The sequence below is a fragment of the Kitasatospora sp. NPDC001547 genome, assembly GCF_042894165.1.
Taxonomy (GTDB): domain Bacteria; phylum Actinomycetota; class Actinomycetes; order Streptomycetales; family Streptomycetaceae; genus Kitasatospora.
Window position 1 is genome coordinate 148,470 of sequence record NZ_JBIAVL010000002.1, and the last position, 17,960, is coordinate 166,429.

The following is a 17,960-nucleotide window of genomic DNA, read 5'->3' on the forward strand; positions in this document are numbered from 1 at the left end:
ACGCGCAGGGCAGGGGCGGGAAGGGCCGGAACGCGAAGGCCCGGAACGCGAAGGGCCGGGGCGGGAAGTCCCCGCCCCGGCCCGCCGGTCGGCCGGGCGTCAGTCGACCTCGACCGCGGCCTCGGCGAACTGCGCCTGGTAGAGCCGCGCGTAGGCGCCGTCGGCGGCGATCAGCCGGTCGTGCGAGCCCTGCTCGACGATCGAGCCGTTCTCCATCACCAGGATCACGTCGGCGTCCCGGATGGTGGAGAGTCGGTGGGCGATCACGAAGCTGGTGCGGCCGGTGCGCAGCCGGGCCATGGCCCGCTGGATCAGCACCTCGGTGCGGGTGTCGACGGAGCTGGTCGCCTCGTCCAGGACCAGGATGGACGGCTGGGCGAGGAACGCCCGGGCGATGGTGATCAGCTGCTTCTCGCCGGTGCTGACGCCGGTGCCCTCGTCGTCGATGACGGTGTCGTAGCCGTCCGGCAGGGTGCGCACGAAGCGGTCGACGTGGGCGGCCCTGGCGGCCTCGACGACCTGCTCGCGGGTGGCCGACTCGGCGCCGTAGGCGATGTTGTCGGCGATGGTGCCGCCGAACAGCCAGGTGTCCTGGAGCACCATGCCGATGCCGGAGCGCAGTTCCTCGCGGGACATCGCGGCGATGTCGACGCCGTCGAGGGTGATCCGCCCGGAGCTGACCTCGTAGAACCGCATCAGCAGGTTGACCAGGGTGGTCTTGCCGGCGCCGGTGGGGCCGACGATGGCGACGGTCTGGCCGGGTTCGACCTTGAGCGAGAGGTCCTCGATGAGCGGCTTCTCGGGGTCGTAGCGGAAGGTCACGTCCTGGAAGGCGACCCGGCCGCGGACCACGTCGGGCCGTTCGGGCATGGCCGGTTCGGGGCTCTGCTCGGGGGCGTCCAGCAGCTCGAAGACGCGCTCGGCGGAGGCGACGCCGGACTGCACCAGGTTGGCCATGCTGGCGACCTGGGTGAGCGGCTGGCTGAACTGCCGGGAGTACTGGATGAACGCCTGGACGTCACCGATGGACAGCGCGCCGCTCGCCACCCGCAGGCCGCCGACGACGGCGACCAGCACGTACTGGAGGTTGCCGATCAGCATCATCGCGGGCTGGATGATGCCGGAGATGAACTGGGCCTTGTAACTGGCCTGGTAGAGCGCCTCGTTGTGCTCGCGGAAGGTCTCCGCGGACTCGTGCTGCCGCCCGAACACCTTGACCAGGGTGTGGCCGGTGTACATCTCCTCGATGTGGGCGTTGAGCTGGCCGGTGGACTTCCACTGCTGGACGAACTGCGGCTGGGCCCGCTTGCCGACCTTGGTGGCGACGACCACCGAGACGGGCACCGAGATCAGCGCGATCAGGGCGAGCAGCGGGGAGATCCAGAACATCATCGCGAGCACGCCGACCACGGTGAGCAGCGAGTTGACGACCTGTCCGAGGGTCTGCTGCATGGACTGGCCGATGTTGTCGATGTCGTTGGTGACCCGGCTGAGCACCTCGCCGCGCGGCTGCTTGTCGAAGTAGCTGAGCGGCAGCCGGGAGAGCTTGGCCTCGACGTCCTGGCGCAGCCGGTAGCTGGCGGCCTGGATGGCGTGGGTGGCCAGCCGGCCCTGGAAGACGCCGAGGACGGCGGAGGCGACGTAGACGCCGAGCACCCAGAGCAGGACGGTGCCGATGGCGCCGAAGTCCATGCCCTGGCCGGGGACGAAGTCGACGGAGGAGAGCAGGTCGGCGACGCCGCCCTCGCCGTGGGCGCGCAGCCCGTCGACGACCTGGTCCTTGGAGGCGCCGGACTGGAAGCGGGCGCCGACGACGCCGGCGAAGATCAGGTCGGTGGCGTCGCCGAGGATCTTGGGGCCGATGACGGCGCAGCCGATGCCGAGCACGCCGAGGATCAGGACGCCGATCAGGGTGTTGCGTTCGGGGCGCAGCAGGCCGAGGACGCGCTTGCCGGAGCCCTTGAAGTCCATGGACTTCTCGGTGCCCTGGCCGCCCATGAAGCGGCCGGGGCCGGCCGGTCCGCGGCGGGCGGCGGCGGCCTGCGAGTCACTGGGCAGGTCGGCGTCATTCGCGGCGTCCTTCTTCCGGGCGTCCTCGGGGGCGGCGCCTCTCGGGGCCTGGCCCTTGTTCAGGTCGGGCTTCTTGCCGGGGCTGGTCACGCGCCCACCTCGCTGCGCTCGGCAGGGGCCTTCGCCCGTGCGCACCTCTTGATGATTCGCTCGCTTCGGTCGTTCACGCCGCCTCCTGCTCGGTGAGCTGGGAGAGCACGATCTCCCGGTACGTCGGGTTGTCGTCCATCAGCTCGTGGTGGGTTCCGGTGCCGACGACGGCGCCCTCGTCGAGGACGATGATCCGGTCGGCGTCGCGGATGGTGGACACGCGCTGGGCGACGATCAGGACGGTGGCGTCGGAGGTCTCGCGGGCGAGGGCCTTGCGGAGCTTGGCGTCGGTGGCGTAGTCGAGCGCGGAGAAGGAGTCGTCGAAGAGGTAGACGGAGGGCCGGCGCACCAGGGTCCGGGCGATGGCCAGGCGTTGGCGCTGGCCGCCGGAGACGTTGCCGCCGCCCTGGGCGATGGGGGCGTCCAGGCCCTCGGGCAGCTTCTCGACGAACTCCTTGGCCTGGGCGATCTCCAGGGCGTGCCAGAGCTCCTCGTCGGTGGCGTCGGGCCGGCCGTAGCGGAGGTTGCTGGCGACGGTGCCGGAGAAGAGGTAGGGCTTCTGCGGGACGATGCCGACGTTCTCGGCGAGCACGGCGGGGTCGAGTTCGCGGACGTCCACGCCGTCGAGCAGGACCTGTCCGGAGGTGGCGTCGAAGAGCCGGGGGACGAGGCCGAGCAGGGTGGACTTGCCGCTGCCGGTGGAGCCGATGATGGCGGTGGTCTCGCCGGGGCGGGCGGTGAGCTCGATGCCGCGCAGCACCGGGGCCTCGGCGCCGGGGTAGCGGAAGTCGACGTCGCGCAGCTCCAGGTTGCCGCGGCGCAGCACCTCGGTGACGGGGGCGGCGGGCGGGACGACGCTGCTGTGGGTGCCGAGGACCTCCTGGACGCGTTCGGCGCAGACCTCGGCGCGCGGCACCATCATGAACATGAAGGTGGCCATCATGACGCTCATCAGGATCTGCATCAGGTAGGAGAGGAACGCGGTGAGCGCGCCGATCTCCATGGCGCCGTCGTCGATGCGGTGGGCGCCGAACCAGAGCACGGCGACGCTGGAGACGTTCACCACCAGCATGACGGCGGGGAACATGATGGACATCAGCCGGCCGACCTGGCGGGCGACCTGGGTGAGGTCCTCGTTGGCGCCGGCGAAGCGGGCCTGCTCCTGGTCGTCCTTGACGAAGGCGCGGATGACCCGGATGCCGGTGATCTGCTCGCGCAGGACCCGGTTCACGGTGTCGATCCGCTCCTGCATGCTGCGGAACCTGGGGCGCAGTGCGCGGACCAGCAGGACCACGACGACGCCGAGCGCCGGGATGACGGCGAGCAGCAGGCCGGACAGCGGGACGTCCTGGTTGAGCGCCATGATGATGCCGCCGACGCACATGATCGGCGCGGCGACCATGAGCGTGAAGCTCATCAGGGCGAGCATCTGGACCTGCTGGACGTCGTTGGTGGTGCGGGTGATCAGCGAGGGGGCGCCGAACTGGCCGACCTCCCGGGCGGAGAAGCCCTGCACCCGGTCGAAGACGGCGGCGCGGAGGTCGCGGCCGAAGGCCATGGCGGTGCGGGCGCCGATGAAGACGGCGCCGATCGAGCACAGGGCCTGCAGGACGGTGACCGCGATCATCACCCCGCCGACGCGCAGGATGTAGCCGGTGTCGCCCTTGACCACCCCGTCGTCGATGATGTCGGCGTTGAGCGTCGGCAGGTAGAGCGCCGCGAGGGTGGACACCAGCTGGAGCAGCACCAGCAGGGTGATCGGTCGGGAGTACGGGCGCAGGTACGCCCTCAGCAGTCTGATCAGCACTAGCACACTCTTGTCGGTCGCCGGTCGGGTTCGCACCCCAATTCTCGATGTTCCCAAGCGTCGCGCAGGCGATTCGGCGTGCGGGAGCCGGAGGTTTGCCGGGCTTTTGCCGAATGGCCGGGTGCGGCACGGGTGCCGCGGCGGTGTGCCGTCGGCCGCTGCCCTCTTACGGATTGACCGGTTTCCCCCTAGGCTGCTGATTGCCCCTTTGTTACTGACCGGTACCGCTCAGGTGAACCGGGGGCCCGGCGACCGCCCCCACGGACGCCGCGACAATCCCTCAGACGGCCACCCGCCCCCGGAGGTCCTCGTTGAGTTCCGCGCAGTCCCTGATCGACTCCGGCAGGCCCGACCTCGTCGCCGGGCGCCCCGCCTCCGTCGCCCACCTGTTCCTGGAGCGGGTCGCCCTGACCCCGAACGCCGAGGCCTACCGCTACCCCTCGCCGGTGGACGAGCAGGCCGCCGACGGCGCGCCCGGCGCCGAGCAGTGGCGCTCGCTCACCTGGGCGCAGACCGCGACCCGGGTCAAGGCGGTGGCCGCCGGCCTGATGGCGCTCGGCATCCGGCCCGAGGACCGGGTGGCCCTGGCCTCCTCGACCCGGCTGGAGTGGGTCCTCACCGACCTCGGCGCCATGTGCGCGGGCGCCGCGATCACTACCGTCTACCCGAGCACCAACGCGTCCGAGACCGCGTTCATCCTGTCCGACTCGGGCTCCCGGGCGATGTTCGCCGAGAACGCGGCCCAGCTGGCCAAGGCCGTCGAGCAGATCGACCAACTGCCCGAGCTGCGCACCGTGATCCTCTTCGACGCGCCCGCCGAGGCCCCCGGGACCGCGGGCCTGGAGGTGATCACCCTCGCCGAGCTGGAGGAGCGCGGCACCCGGTACCTGGCGGAGCACCCCGACGCGGTGGAGAAGACCGTCGACGGGCTCGGCAGGGAGCAGCTGGCCACCCTCATCTACACCTCCGGCACCACCGGCCGTCCCAAGGGCGTGCGCCTGGTGCACGACTGCTGGGCGTACGAGGGCCGGGCGCAGGAGGCCAGCGGGCTGCTGGGCCCCGACGACGTCCAGTTCATGTGGCTGCCGCTGTCGCACGTGTTCGGCAAGACGCTGATCTCCGGGCAGATCGCCACCGGGCACGTGATGGCGCTGGACGGCCGGGTGGACCGGATCATCCACAACCTGCCGGCGATCCGGCCGACCATCATGGCCTCGGCGCCGCGCATCTTCGAGAAGGTCTACAACGGCATCGCGGGCAAGGCCCGGGCCGAGGGCGGCGCCAAGTACAAGATCTTCCTGTGGGCGGCCAAGGTTGCCCGCGAACACGCCCGGGTGGTCCAGGAGAACCGGGTCGCCACCGGGGCCGGGACCGCCCCGCTGGGCCTGCGGCTGCAACACGCGCTGGCCGACAGGCTGGTGTACGCGAAGATCCGGGCGGCCTTCGGCGGCCGGATGCGCGGCGCCGTCTCCGGCAGCGCCGCGCTGGCCCCGGAGATCGGCTACTTCTTCCTCGGCGCCGGGGTGCCGATCCTGGAGGGCTACGGCCTGAGCGAGACCAGCGCCGGCTCCTGCGTCAACCGCGCGGAGGACGTGCGGATCGGCACCGTGGGCCGCCCGCTGCCCGGCACCGAGGTGCGGATCGCCGAGGACGGCGAGATCCTGCTGCGCGGCCCGGGCGTCATGCGCGGCTACCACAACCTGCCGGAGAAGACCGCCGAGGTGCTGGAGCCGGACGGCTGGTTCCACACCGAGGACATCGGCGAGCTCACCCCGGACGGCTTCCTGCGGATCACCGACCGCAAGAAGGACCTGTTCAAGACCTCCGGCGGCAAGTACGTGGCGCCCAGCGAGGTCGAGGGCAAGTTCAAGGCGGTCTGCCCGTTCGTCAGCAACATCCTGGTGATCGGCAACGGCCGCAACTACTGCACCGCGCTGATCGGCCTGGACGAGGCGGTCCTGATGCCGTGGGCCGCCGAGCACGGCCTGGCCGGGCGGAGCTACGCCGAGCTGGCCGCCGAGCCGGCCGTGCACGAGCTGATCGAGGGCTTCGTCAAGCGGGTCAACGGCGACCTCCAGCGCTGGCAGACGATCAAGAAGTTCCACCTGCTGCCGCGCGACCTCGACATCGAGCACGGCGAGCTCACCCCGAGCCTGAAGATCAAGCGCCCGGTGGTCGAGCGGACCTACGCGGACGCGGTGACCGCGATGTACGCGGGCGCCAACGAGGCCTGATCCGCCCCGCTCCCGTACGGCCCGCCGGTCAGGCCGGGCCGTACGGGACAATGGGTCCATGCCCTCCGCACTTCCCGACGGCGATCCGGTGCCGTCCGACGGTTCCCTGCCCGCGCACGCCCTCGCCGGGCTGGGCCCGCGACCCTTCGGCTTCTACCTGCACGTGCCGTACTGCGCCAGCCGCTGCGGCTACTGCGACTTCAACACCTACACCGCCACCGAGCTGCGCTCCTCCGGGGCGGTCGCCTCGCAGGAGACGTACGCGGACAACGTGGTCGCCGAGATCCGCCTCGCCCGCAAGGTGCTGGGGGACACGGACCTCCCGGTGCGGACCGTGTTCCTCGGCGGTGGCACCCCGACCCTGCTGCCCGCCCGCGACCTGGTGAAGATGCTCGCCGCGATCCGCGAGGAGTTCGGGCTCGCCGAGGGCGCCGAGGTCACCACCGAGGCCAACCCGGAGTCGGTGGACCCGGCCTACCTGGCCGAACTGCGCGAGGGCGGCTACAACCGGCTCTCCTTCGGCATGCAGAGCGCCCGCCCGCACGTCCTGCGGCTGCTCGACCGCCACCACACCCCGGGCCGCCCCGAGGCCTGCGTCGCCGAGGCCCGCGCGGCCGGCTTCGACCACGTCAACCTCGACCTCATCTACGGCACCCCGGGCGAGTCCGACGACGACTGGCGGGCCTCCCTGGACGCCGCCATCGGCGCCGGGCCCGACCACGTCTCCGCGTACTCGCTGATCGTCGAGGAGGGCACCCGGCTGGCCGCCCGGGTCAAGCGCGGCGAACTGCCGATGATCGACGACGACGTCCACGCCGACCGCTACCTGATCGCCGAGGAGGCGCTCAGCGCCGCCGGCTACTCCTGGTACGAGGTCTCCAACTGGGCCACCACCCCCGAGGGCCGCTGCCGCCACAACGAGCTCTACTGGACCGGCGCCGACTGGTGGGGGGCCGGCCCCGGCGCCCACAGCCACGTCGGCGGCGTCCGCTGGTGGAACGCCAAGCACCCCGCCGCCTACGCCCGGGCCCTCGCCGAGGGCCGCACCCCGGCCCTGGCCCGCGAGGTGCTGGCCGACGAGGACCGCCGCGTCGAGCGCATCCTGCTGGAGCTGCGGCTGGTGGACGGCATCCCCCTGGACCTGCTGACGGACACCGGCCGCAAGGCCGCGGACCGGCACCTCGCCGACGGCCTCCTCGCCGCGGGTCCGTACGCCGACGGCCGCGCCGCCCTCACCCTCCAGGGCCGGCTGCTGGCCGACGCCGTCGTCCGTGACCTGGTGGACTGATCGAGGACCTGTCGTGTCTGCGTGACTACTTCAGGCCTGTTGGGCGTCACGCTCGACACCTCGGAGTTCCAGACCTACTCCTGGCCCGGCAGGGCCGTGAAGTCGATCAACTCCTCCACCCGGCCCAGCAGTTCGGGCTCCAGGTCCCGGTAGCTGTCCACCTTCGACAGGATGTGCTTCCAGGCCGCCGGGGTGTCCACCGGCCAGCCGAGGCGGCGGCAGGTGCCCTCCTTCCAGTCCTCGCCGCGCGGGACGGCGGGCCAGGCGGGGATGCCCACGCTGGCGGGCTTCACGGCCTGCCAGATGTCGATGAAGGGGTGGCCGACGACCAGCACGGACTCGCCGGTGACCTGGGCGGCGATGCGGTGCTCCTTCGTCCCCGGGAGCAGGTGGTCGACCAGGACGCCCAGGCGCCGGCCCGGGCCGGGGGCGAAGTCGGCGACGATCGCGGGCAGGTCGTCGATGCCGCGCAGGTACTCGACGACCACGCCCTCGATCCGCAGGTCGTCGCCCCAGACCCGCTCGACCAGCTCGGCGTCGTGCCGCCCCTCGACGTAGATCCGCGACTCGCGGGCGACCCGGGCGCGGGCGCCGGGGACGGCGATCGAGCCCGAGGCGGTACGGCCCGGGGTGCGGGGCGCCGCCGGGCCGGCCGGGCGCACCAGGGTGACGGCCCTGCCCTCCAGCAGGAAGCCGCGCGGCACCAGCGGGAACACCCGGTGCTTGCCGAACCGGTCCTCCAGGGTGACGGTGAACCCCTCGGCGGTCTTCTCGCAGCGCACCACCGCCCCGCAGAAGCCGGTCGCCGCCTCCTCGACCACCAGGTCCCGCTCGGCGGGCACCTCCGGGGCGGCCTGCTGCTTCTTCCACGGCGGGGTCAGGTCGGGTCCGTACTGGCGGCTGCGCATACGGGTGATCATAGGGAGGGCGGACGGCCCGTCAGAGTCCCGGCGCGCCCCAGACCGGGAACCAGCGGCCGAGGTCCTTCTCCAGCCGCAGGTCGTTCCCCAGCATCGCGTTGACCTGCAGTTCCAGCGGGCTGTTGCGCTTCTCCCCGCCGCCGGGCACCGGCGCGAAGGGGTAGAAGGTGCCGCGCTTGTACAGGTAGACCAGGGCCAGCGACTGCCCCTGCGGGTTCCGGAAGGCGACCAGCGAGCAGAGCAGCTGCGGCCCGAAGCCGTTCGCCTCCAGCTCGCTGTTGACCGCGTGCAGGTCGTTCACCAGCTCCGGCAGCTCCTCGGGCCGGTGCCGGGCGAGCAGCCAGGAGTAGCCGTAGGCGTCCTTGGAGGCCTCCACCGGGACGCCGCCGCGCCCGGTGTCGGCGTCCAGCAGCGCCCGGACCTGCTGCTCGACCTGGACGAAGGCCGCGCCCTCGACGGCCGCGAAGCAGACCGAGCCGAGCCCGGTGGGGGTGAACCCGGCTCCGGCCTCCAGGGTGAGCGCGGCGGACGGCACGCCGAACAGCTGGTCGAGGTCGGGTTTGACGGGCTTGGTGCGGCCGAACAGGGCGTCCAGGATTCCCACGGCGGTCCTCTCGGGTTCGGGGGTCAGCGGCCGAGCTGCTCGGAGATCCTCGCCAGCTGCGCCAGCCGCTTCTCCAGGCTCGGGTGGGTGGACAGCAGCTGCGAGGCGGTCTCCCGGGCGCTCAGCGCGGGGGCGAAGTAGAAGGCGTTGTACGGCTGCGCCTGGCGCAGGTCCTTGCCGGGGATGGCCGCGATCTGCCCGGTCACCTTGGTGAGCGCGGAGGCCAGCGCGCTGGGCCGGCCGGTGAGCTGGGCGGCGGCCCGGTCCGCGGCCAGCTCGCGGTAGCGGGACAGCAGCCGGGTGAGCAGGAAGCTGACCGCGTAGACGACCATCGACACCAGCGGGACGACCAGCGCCAGGACGGCCGCGTTCTGGTCGTTGTTGTTGCGCCCGCCGCCCATGAACCCGCCGTACACGGCGATCCGGGTCATCGCCCCGGCGAGGACGCCCAGGAAGCCGGCGATCGTCATCACCGCCACGTCCCGGTGGGCGACGTGCGACAGCTCGTGCGCGAGGACGCCCTCCAGCTCCTCCGGCTCCAGCCGGCGCAGCAGCCCGGTGGTCACGCAGACCACCGCGTTGCCCGGGTTGCGGCCGGTGGCGAAGGCGTTCGGCATGTCGTTGTCGGCGACCGCCACCCGGGGCTTGGGCATGTCGGCCAGGGCGCAGAGCCGGTCGACGGTGCCGTGCAGCTGGGGGAACTCCTCGGGGGACACCCGGTGGGCGCCCATCGCCCGCTCGGTGATCCGGTCGCTGAACCAGAACTGGGCCACGAACAGCCCGCCGGAGATCAGCACGATCAGTGGCCAGGCGCCGCGCATCAGCGCGATCAGCAGGCCCGTGAAACCGACGTACAGCAGCCCGATCACGAACATCGTGGCGACCATGCGGCCGGTCAGGCCGCGGTCGGGCGCGAAACGGGTGTGCTGGCCCGAGCTCGACATCGCTTGCTCCTCCGTTCGCCGTCGCCTTCGATGCTGCCACCCGGACGGCCTCCCGGCACCACCCCGGCGCCGGAACGACCGAACCGCGGGGGCCCCGCGGGCCGTGGGCGGAACTGCGGGGAGGATCACCCCGGTCGGGCCGTTCCTGCCGTAGGACCCGGGCCGTACACTGGCAGGTACGGTTTTGGCACTCGCGTGTTCAGAGTGCCAAGGCCGAGGGCCTTCCGGAGCGGCCCGCAGCAACGAGGGACACAGTCGGACAACGTGCGAAGACGGAGGTGCGTGCCCCATGGCCGGTGAGGTCCGCCAGCTGGACGAACGCAAGCTCGCCGTGCTCCGCGCGATCGTGCAGGACTACGTGGGCACCGAGGAGCCGGTCGGCTCCAAGGCCCTGGTGGAACGGCACAACCTCGGGGTCTCGCCGGCGACCGTCCGCAACGACATGGCGGCGCTGGAGGAGGAGGGTTACATCCACCAGCCGCACACCAGCGCCGGCCGGATCCCGACCGACAAGGGGTACCGCCTCTTCGTCGACAAGCTCGCCGAGATCAAGCCGATGAGCGCCCCCGAGCGCCGGGCCATCCGGCACTTCCTGGACGGCGCGGTCGACCTGGACGACGTGGTCGCCCGCACGGTGCGGCTGCTCGCCCAGCTGACCCGGCAGGTCGCGGTGGTGCAGTACCCGTCGTTGACGCGCTCCACCGTCCGGCACATCGAGCTGGTGGCGCTCGCCCCGGCGAAGGTGATGCTGGTCCTGATCACCAACACCGGCCGGGTCGAGCAGCGGATGGTCGACTGCCCGGGCCCGGTCGGCGAGACGGTGCTGGCGGACCTCCGGGCCCGGATCAACGCGAGAGCCGCCGGCAAGCGCCTCCCGGAGGTCCCCGGGCTGCTGGAGGAGCTGCCCGCGCAGTTCGAGCAGGCCGACCGGCCGACCGTCAGCACGGTCCTGGCGACCCTGTTCGAGACGCTCGCCGAGCAGAACGAGGAGCGGATCATGCTGGCCGGCACGGCCAACCTGACCCGCTTCGGGCACGACTTCCCGCTCTCCATCCAGCCGGTGCTGGAGGCCCTGGAGGAGCAGGTCGTCCTGCTCCGCCTCCTGGGTGAGACCGCGGACGCCGCGATGACGGTCCGGATCGGGCGGGAGAACGCCTACGAGGGGCTGACTTCCACGTCGATCGTCTCGGTCGGCTACGGTTCGGGCGACGAGAGCGTGGCGAAACTGGGTGTGATCGGTCCGACCCGGATGGACTATCCGGGCACAATGGGGGCGGTGCGAGCGGTGGCGCGGTACGTGGGCCAGATCCTGGCCGAGTCCTAGCAAGCGGCCGTCGCCGGAAATCCGGCGGCGGCGACCAGTCGCAGCACTACTACAGGCGGAACAAGCGGAGCATTTGGTGGCCACGGACTACTACGCGGTACTCGGCGTCCGACGGGATGCGGGGCAGGACGAGATCAAGAAGGCGTTCCGGCGCCTGGCACGCGAACTGCACCCGGACGTCAACCCGGACCCGAAGACGCAGGAGCGGTTCAAGGAGATCAACGCCGCCTACGAGGTGCTCTCCGATCCGCAGAAGCGCCAGGTCTACGACCTCGGCGGGGACCCGCTGTCCCCGGGCGGCGGCGGAGCGGGCGGCTTCGGGGCCGGTGCGGCCGGCTTCGGCTTCTCCGACATCATGGACGCCTTCTTCGGCGCCGCGGCCGGCCAGCGCGGCCCGCGCTCGCGCACCCGCCGCGGCCAGGACGCCATGATCCGGCTGGAGATCACCCTGGAGGAGGCCGCCTTCGGCACCACCAAGGAGCTCCAGGTCGACACCGCCGTCACCTGCACCACCTGCAGTGGCGAGGGCGCGGCCCCCGGCACCTCGGCGCAGACCTGTGACATGTGCCGCGGCAAGGGCGAGGTCTCCCAGGTCACCCGGTCCTTCCTGGGCCAGGTCATGACCTCCCGCCCCTGCCCGCAGTGCCAGGGCTTCGGCACCGTCGTGCCGACCCCGTGCCCGGAGTGCGCCGGCGACGGCCGGGTCCGCGCCCGCCGCACCCTGACCGTCAAGATCCCGGCCGGTGTCGACAACGGCACCCGGATCCAGCTGGCCGGCGAGGGCGAGGTCGGCCCCGGCGGCGGCCCGGCCGGCGACCTGTACGTGGAGATCGCCGAGACCACCCACAACATCTTCCAGCGGCGCGGGGACGACCTGCACTGCACCGTCACCATCCCGATGACGGCGGCCGCGCTCGGCACCCAGGTGCCGCTGCAGACCCTGGACGGCCTGGAGGAGGTCGACATCCGGCCCGGCACCCAGTCCGGCCAGTCGATCCCGCTGCACGGCCGGGGCATCACGCACCTGCGGGGCGGCGGCCGGGGCGACCTGATAGTGCACGTCGAGGTGAAGACGCCCAGCAAGCTCGACGCCGAGCAGGAGGAGCTGCTGCGCCGCCTCGCGGTGCTGCGCGGCGAGGAGCGGCCGTCCGGCCAGTTCGCGCCGGGCCAGCAGGGCCTGTTCTCCCGGCTGAAGGACGCCTTCAACGGCCGGTAGCCGTCCGCGGAGGGGTGCCGGGGGGGTGAAGCCCCCGGCACCCCTCCGGTGTTTCCCCCTCTCCGGCCGCAGGCCCCTCCTGGAAAGGTCCCCGCCATGACCGCGCCCGTCTTCTTCGTCGAGACCGAGCGGATCGCCGCCGCCGTGCCCGGGGCCGTGGTGCGCCTGGACGGCCCGGAGGGGCGCCACGCGGCCGCGGTGAAGCGGCTGCAGCCGGGCGAGGCGGTGACCCTGGCCGACGGGCTGGGGCTCGGCGTGGACGGCACGGTCGCCGAGGTGCTCGGCAAGGACGAGATCGACGTGGCGGTCGCCGCCGTGCGCCGGGAGCCGGAGCCCGCGCCGCGGATCGTCGTCGTCCAGGCGCTGCCCAAGGGCGACCGCGGCGAGCTGGCCGTGGAGACCATGACCGAGGTCGGCGTGGACGTGGTGATCCCGTGGTCCGCCTCGCGCTGCATCACCCAGTGGAAGGGCGAGCGCGGCGGCAAGGCCCTCGCCAAGTGGCGGGCCACCGCCCGGGAGGCGGGCAAGCAGTCCCGCCGGCTGCGCTTCCCCGTGGTCCGGGACGTCATGACCACCCGGCAGCTGACCCCCGTCCTGGCGCAGGCCGCGTTCGCCGCCGTGCTGCACGAGGAGGGCGCCGAGCCGCTGGCGCACGCCGGGCTGCCGGAGACCGGGGACATCGTCCTGGTGGTCGGCCCCGAGGGCGGGGTCTCCCCGGAGGAGCTGGCCGCCTTCGCCGAGGCGGGCGCCGAGCCGTACCGGCTGGGCCCCTCGGTGCTGCGCACCTCCACCGCCGGGGTGGCCGCCGGCGCACTGCTGCTCGGGCGCAGCGGCCGCTGGTCCTGACCGCGCCCGCAGGGCGCCCGGGGCGCCCGGGACGGCGCCCGGCGCGAGCGCGTCACGGCCGTCCGCGGGCGGCGCCGGGAGTCTGCCGAAAACGGCGCGGACCGTACGCGCGGCTGCCTAGGCTGGCCGGGTGACGGACTCCCTGAGCACCCCGGCCGGCGCCTACCTGCGCCATCCCCACCTGCACGGCGACCTGGTCGCCTTCGTCGCCGAGGACGACCTCTGGCTCGCCCCGCTGGACGGTGGCCGGGCCTGGCGGCTGACGGCGGACCACCTGCCGGTCCACCACCCGAGGTTCTCCCCGGACGGGCGGCACCTCGCCTTCACCTCCACCCGGGACGGCGCCCCCGAGGTGCACGTGGTGCCGGTGGACGGCGGTCCGTCGCGCCGGCTCACCCACTGGGGCAGCCACCAGACCCGGGTGCTCGGCTGGGCCGCCGACGGCCGCCCGATCGCGGTCACCGCCGCCGGCGAGTCCGGCTTCCGCCGCACCTGGGCGCACGCCGTGCCGCTGGACGGCGGCGAGCCGCGGCGGCTGCCGTACGGGCCGGTCGGCGGCATCGCCTTCGAGCCGGGCGACATGGGGGCGCCCCCGGCCGAAGGCCGGGGGAGGGTGCTGCTGGCCAGCGTCAACGGCCGTGACCCGGCCTGGTGGAAGCGGTACCGGGGCGGGCGGGCCGGCAAGCTGTGGCTCGGCCGGGACGAGTTCGTCCGCGTCCACGCGGAGCTGGACGGGCAGCTGGACTCGCCGCTCTGGGTCGGGGAGCGCATCGCCTTCCTCTCCGATCACGAGGGCGTCGGCGAGCTGTGGTCCAGCCGCCCGGACGGCACCGACCTGCGCCGCCACACCACCGACCCCGACGGCTTCTACGCCCGGAACGCCACCACCGACGGCACCCGGGTGGTCTTCCACCGGGCCGGCGACCTGTGGCTGCTGGACGACCTGGAGGGCGCCGAGCCGCGCCGGCTGGACGTCCGGCTGGCCGGCCCCCGGGCCGGGCGCCGCCCCCGCCCGGTGCCCGCCGCGCACTGGCTGGAGTCCGTCGCCCCCGACCGCACCGGCCGGGGCAGCGCCGTGGTGGTGCGCGGCAGCGTGCACTGGCTGACCCACCGCGAGGGCCCGGCCCGGGTGCTGGACGAGACCCCGGGCGTACGCGGGCGCCTGGTCCGGGTGGTGCCGGGCGAGGACGGCGCCCAGGGCGTGCTGTGGGTGACCGACGCCGAGGGCGAGGACGCCCTGGAGTTCGCCCCCGACCTGCACGGCGAGGAGCGTCGCCGGCTCGCCGCGGGGCAGCTGGGCCGGGTCAACTCGCTGGTGGTCTCCCCGGACGGCAAGCAGGCCGCGCTCGGCGTGCACGACGGCCGGCTGCTGCTGGTCACGCTGGCCGACGGCGCCGTGCACGAGCTGGACCGCAGCGCCGACGGCGAGCCCGGCGGGCCGGCCTTCAGCCCGGACTCGGCCTGGCTGGCCTGGTCGCGCCCGGTGCGCGGGATGGGCCCGCACTCGCTGCGCCAGATCGTGCTGGCCAACCTGGCCACCCGGACGGTCGGCGAGGTCACCCAGCCGCGCTTCGTGGACACCTCGCCCTCCTTCACCGCGGACGGCCGCTACCTGGCCTTCCTGTCGGTGCGCAACTTCGACCCGGTGTACGACGCGCACGTCTTCGACCTGTCCTTCCCGAACGGCTGCCGCCCCTACCTGGTCACGCTGGCCGCCGACACGCCGTCCCCGTTCGGGCCGCAGCGGGCCGGGCGCCCGCTCGGCGGGGAGGAGGACGAGCCGAAGGCCGGGAAGGCCGACGGAGAGGAGGCGGCGGCCGGCGCCGCGCCGGTGACCAGGGTGGACCTGGACGGCATCGCCGACCGGATCGTCCCCTTCCCGGTCGAGGGCGGCCGCTTCGAGGAACTGGCCGCGGCCAAGGACGGCGTGCTCTGGACCAGGGCCCCGCTGACCGGCGAACTCGGCGACGGGGCCGCGTCCCTGGACGACGACCGGCCCCGCCCGGTGCTGGAGCGCTTCGACCTGAGGAAGCGCCGGGTCGAGCAGCTGGTGCACGGCCTGGACGACTTCGCGGTCAGCGCGGACGGCACCCGGGTGGCCGTGCTGGACGAGGGCGAGCTGCGGGTCGTCCCGGCCGACCACAAGGGCGGCGACGACGAGGAGACCGCCGTCGACCTCGCCCGGCTGCGGGTGACCGTCGACCCGGCCGCCGAGTGGCGGCAGATGTACGCCGAGAACGGCCGGCTGATGCGGGACAACTTCTGGCGCCCCGACCTCTCCGGCGTCGACTGGGACGGGGTGCTGGAGCGCTACCGGCCGCTGGTCGAGCGGGTCGGCTCGCACGACGAACTGGTCGACCTGCTCTGGGAGGTGCACGGCGAACTCGGCACCTCGCACGCCTACGTGATGCCGTACGGCCGGTACACCGAGCCGGCCCGGCGCCAGGGCCTGCTCGGCGCCGACCTGGTCCGGGACGGCGAGCGGTGGCGGATCGGGCGGATCCTGCCCGGGGAGTCCTCCGACCCCAGGGCCCGCTCGCCGCTGGCCGCGCCCGGCGCCGCTATCCGCCCGGGCGACGCGCTGCTCGCCGTCAACGGCCGCCCGGTGGACCCGGTCACCGGGCCGGCCCCGCTGCTGGCCGGCACCGCCGGGCAGCCGGTCGAGCTGACCGTGGCCGGGAAGGACGGCACCGACCGGCGCCACCCGGTGGTCGTCCCGCTCGCCGACGAGGAGGCGCTGCGCTACCACGACTGGGTGGCCGGGCGGCGGGCCGCGGTGCGCGAACTGTCCGGCGGGCGGCTGGGCTACCTCCACCTGCCCGACATGCAGACGGCCGGCTGGGCGCAGCTGCACCGCGACCTGAGCACCGAGATGGCCAGGGAGGGCCTGGTCGTCGACGTCCGGGGGAACCGCGGCGGCCACACCTCGCAGCTGGTGATCGAGAAGCTGGCCCGCCGGATCATCGGCTGGGACGTCATCCGGGACACCGACCACCCGGTGCCCTATCCGGCGGACGCCCCGCGCGGGCCGGTGGTCGCGCTCGCCGACGAGTTCACCGGCTCGGACGGCGACGTGGTCAACGCCGCCGTCCAGGCGCTCGGGATCGGCCCGGTGGTCGGCACCCGCACCTGGGGCGGGGTGATCGGCATCGACAGCCGCTACCGGCTGGTCGACGGCACCCTGGTCACCCAGCCCAAGTACGCGCTCTGGCTGGAGAACTACGGCTGGGGCCTGGAGAACCACGGGGTCGACCCGGACGTCGAGGTGCCGTTCGCCCCGCACCACTGGGCGGCCGGCGAGGACCCGCAGCTGGCCGAGGGCGTCCGGATCGCCCTGGCGGGGCTGGCCGAGACCCCGGCCCGCACGGCGCCGCCACTGCCCTGGCTCTGACCGGCCGGCCGGGCGGCGCTCCGGAGCGGGAAGTCGGCCCGTCCGACCTCCTGCTCCGGAGCCCGGGGCGTGGGTAGGATGCGGGGCTGCTCTTGATCCACAGCTCACGGGGGAACCACATGGCGCAGGGCTACCCGCCGCCGCAGTACGGCCAGAATCCTTACGCACAGCAGCCGCAGCCCCATCCGCCGGCGCGGCCGCAGGGCTACCCGCCGGCCCAGCCGTACCCACCGCAGCCGTACCCGCCGCAGGGCGGCTACCCGTCGCCGCAGGCCCAGCCGCCGCGGGGGTACGCCCAGCCGTACCCGAACCCCCACCCGCGGCCCGAGCAGCCGCGGCGGGCGGCACTGCCGCCGTGCCCCAAGGAGGCGGGCGGCGGCCGGCGGTTCCTGGCGATCGTGCTGGACTGGCTGTTCGCGGTCGGCCTCGGCTTCGTCGCCGCCAACGCCGCCAGCCGCCCGAAGACCCGGCACATGGCCGGCCACGCGGTGCAGAGCGGCGGGCCGGTGGTGCCCTACTTCGTGGCGCTGCTGGTGGTCGGCCTCGGCACGTCCTTCCTCAACCAGGTGGTGCTCGCCCGGCTGACCGGCTTCAGCGTGGGCAAGGGGATCATGGCGATGCGGCTGGTGCGCCGCAAGGGCGTGATGCGGCCGAACACCTGGCGGCTCACCAGGCGCTGGCTGCTCGGCTTCGTCATCCTCGCGGTCGCCTTCCTCGCCGAGGACTTCGACACCGACGACGGCGACGTCGTCGGCATGCGCGCGGTGCGCTGGAAGCACCTCCAGGAGTACCAGCAGGCCGTCGCCCGGCTCGGCTAGGCTGCGCCCGTACCGCCCCACCACCCGACGTACCGATCCCGAGGAGAGAGCCATGGCCGGCGAGCCGCAGCCCGACTGCCTGTTCTGCAAGATCGTGGCGGGCGAGATCCCGGCGACCGTGGTGCGCAAGACCGAGCGCATCCTCGCCTTCCGCGACATCGCCCCCAAGGCGCCCGTGCACGTGCTGGTGATCCCGCACGTCCACTACCCGAACGCGGCCGCGCTGGCCGCCGCCGAGCCGGAGACCGCCGGCGAACTGCTCGCCGAGGCGGGCGCGGTGGCCAGGGACGAGGGCATCGAGGACTACCGGCTGATCTTCAACACGGGTGCGGGCGCCGGGCAGACCGTCTTCCACGCGCACGTCCACGTGCTCGGCGGCAAGCCGATGACCGAGCGCATGGTCTGACC

The 17,960-nt window shown here is 73.4% G+C and carries 13 protein-coding genes; 8 read left to right on the forward strand and 5 right to left on the reverse strand.

Features of this window, described 5'->3' with window-relative positions; all coding sequences use genetic code 11:
- Nucleotides 1–99: 99 nt before the first annotated feature.
- Both ACFY0X_RS03365 and ACFY0X_RS03370 read right to left on the reverse strand, forming a co-directional pair.
- Nucleotides 100–1,998, reverse strand: coding sequence for an ABC transporter ATP-binding protein (locus tag ACFY0X_RS03365; RefSeq protein WP_387749254.1), 1,899 nt, complete (start codon nucleotides 1,996–1,998; stop codon nucleotides 100–102).
- Between the two features lie 235 nt (nucleotides 1,999–2,233).
- Complete coding sequence (locus ACFY0X_RS03370; RefSeq protein ID WP_387748282.1) at nucleotides 2,234–3,967, reverse strand: ABC transporter ATP-binding protein; 1,734 nt, start codon at nucleotides 3,965–3,967, stop codon at nucleotides 2,234–2,236.
- Nucleotides 3,968–4,278: 311 nt separating this feature from the next.
- Between ACFY0X_RS03370 and ACFY0X_RS03375 the strand changes: the two genes are divergently transcribed.
- Together ACFY0X_RS03375 and hemW are read left to right on the forward strand one after the other, a co-directional pair.
- Nucleotides 4,279–6,201 carry an AMP-dependent synthetase/ligase gene (locus ACFY0X_RS03375; RefSeq protein WP_387748284.1) on the forward strand — a complete coding sequence of 641 codons (1,923 nt, stop codon included), beginning with the start codon at nucleotides 4,279–4,281 and terminating at the stop codon, nucleotides 6,199–6,201.
- Nucleotides 6,202–6,259: 58 nt separating this feature from the next.
- A complete protein-coding gene (hemW, locus tag ACFY0X_RS03380) occupies nucleotides 6,260–7,489 on the forward strand; it encodes a radical SAM family heme chaperone HemW (protein ID WP_387748286.1) in 1,230 nt (409 codons plus the stop codon).
- Nucleotides 7,490–7,563: 74 nt separating this feature from the next.
- Here the strand turns inward: hemW and ACFY0X_RS03385 are convergent, their stop codons facing one another.
- Genes ACFY0X_RS03385 through htpX form a run of 3 tightly spaced genes read right to left on the reverse strand, consistent with a single transcriptional unit; the run spans nucleotide 7,564 to nucleotide 9,957 of the window.
- Complete coding sequence (locus tag ACFY0X_RS03385; RefSeq protein ID WP_387748288.1) at nucleotides 7,564–8,397, reverse strand: DUF3097 domain-containing protein; 834 nt, start codon at nucleotides 8,395–8,397, stop codon at nucleotides 7,564–7,566.
- A gap of 31 nt (nucleotides 8,398–8,428) precedes the next feature.
- Nucleotides 8,429–9,013, reverse strand: coding sequence for a hypothetical protein (locus ACFY0X_RS03390; RefSeq protein WP_387748290.1), 585 nt, complete (start codon nucleotides 9,011–9,013; stop codon nucleotides 8,429–8,431).
- A 23-nt stretch (nucleotides 9,014–9,036) separates the two neighbouring features.
- A complete protein-coding gene (htpX, locus tag ACFY0X_RS03395; RefSeq protein ID WP_387748292.1) occupies nucleotides 9,037–9,957 on the reverse strand; it encodes a zinc metalloprotease HtpX in 921 nt (306 codons plus the stop codon).
- Between the two features lie 289 nt (nucleotides 9,958–10,246).
- On the opposite strand from htpX, the gene hrcA reads away from it, so the two are divergent.
- The 6 genes from hrcA (at nucleotide 10,247) to ACFY0X_RS03425 (ending at nucleotide 17,958) form a co-directional block, all read left to right on the forward strand.
- The gene (gene hrcA, locus ACFY0X_RS03400) at nucleotides 10,247–11,281 is read left to right on the forward strand and encodes a heat-inducible transcriptional repressor HrcA (RefSeq protein WP_387748294.1); all 1,035 of its coding nucleotides are present in this window, start codon (nucleotides 10,247–10,249) and stop codon (nucleotides 11,279–11,281) included.
- 76 nt (nucleotides 11,282–11,357) lie between these two features.
- Nucleotides 11,358–12,497: a molecular chaperone DnaJ gene (gene dnaJ / locus ACFY0X_RS03405; RefSeq protein ID WP_387748296.1), complete on the forward strand. Its 1,140-nt coding sequence runs from the start codon at nucleotides 11,358–11,360 to the stop codon at nucleotides 12,495–12,497.
- Between the two features lie 96 nt (nucleotides 12,498–12,593).
- Nucleotides 12,594–13,343 (forward strand): 16S rRNA (uracil(1498)-N(3))-methyltransferase, encoded by a 750-nt coding sequence (locus ACFY0X_RS03410; RefSeq protein ID WP_387748298.1) that lies wholly within the window; start codon nucleotides 12,594–12,596, stop codon nucleotides 13,341–13,343.
- 130 nt (nucleotides 13,344–13,473) lie between these two features.
- The gene (locus ACFY0X_RS03415; protein ID WP_387748300.1) at nucleotides 13,474–16,734 is read left to right on the forward strand and encodes a PDZ domain-containing protein; all 3,261 of its coding nucleotides are present in this window, start codon (nucleotides 13,474–13,476) and stop codon (nucleotides 16,732–16,734) included.
- A gap of 119 nt (nucleotides 16,735–16,853) precedes the next feature.
- Entirely contained in the window at nucleotides 16,854–17,552 is a 699-nt protein-coding gene (locus ACFY0X_RS03420; RefSeq protein ID WP_387748302.1) for an RDD family protein, read from the forward strand.
- Between the two features lie 52 nt (nucleotides 17,553–17,604).
- Nucleotides 17,605–17,958: a histidine triad nucleotide-binding protein gene (locus ACFY0X_RS03425; protein WP_387748304.1), complete on the forward strand. Its 354-nt coding sequence runs from the start codon at nucleotides 17,605–17,607 to the stop codon at nucleotides 17,956–17,958.
- The last annotated feature ends 2 nt before the right edge of the window (nucleotides 17,959–17,960 follow it).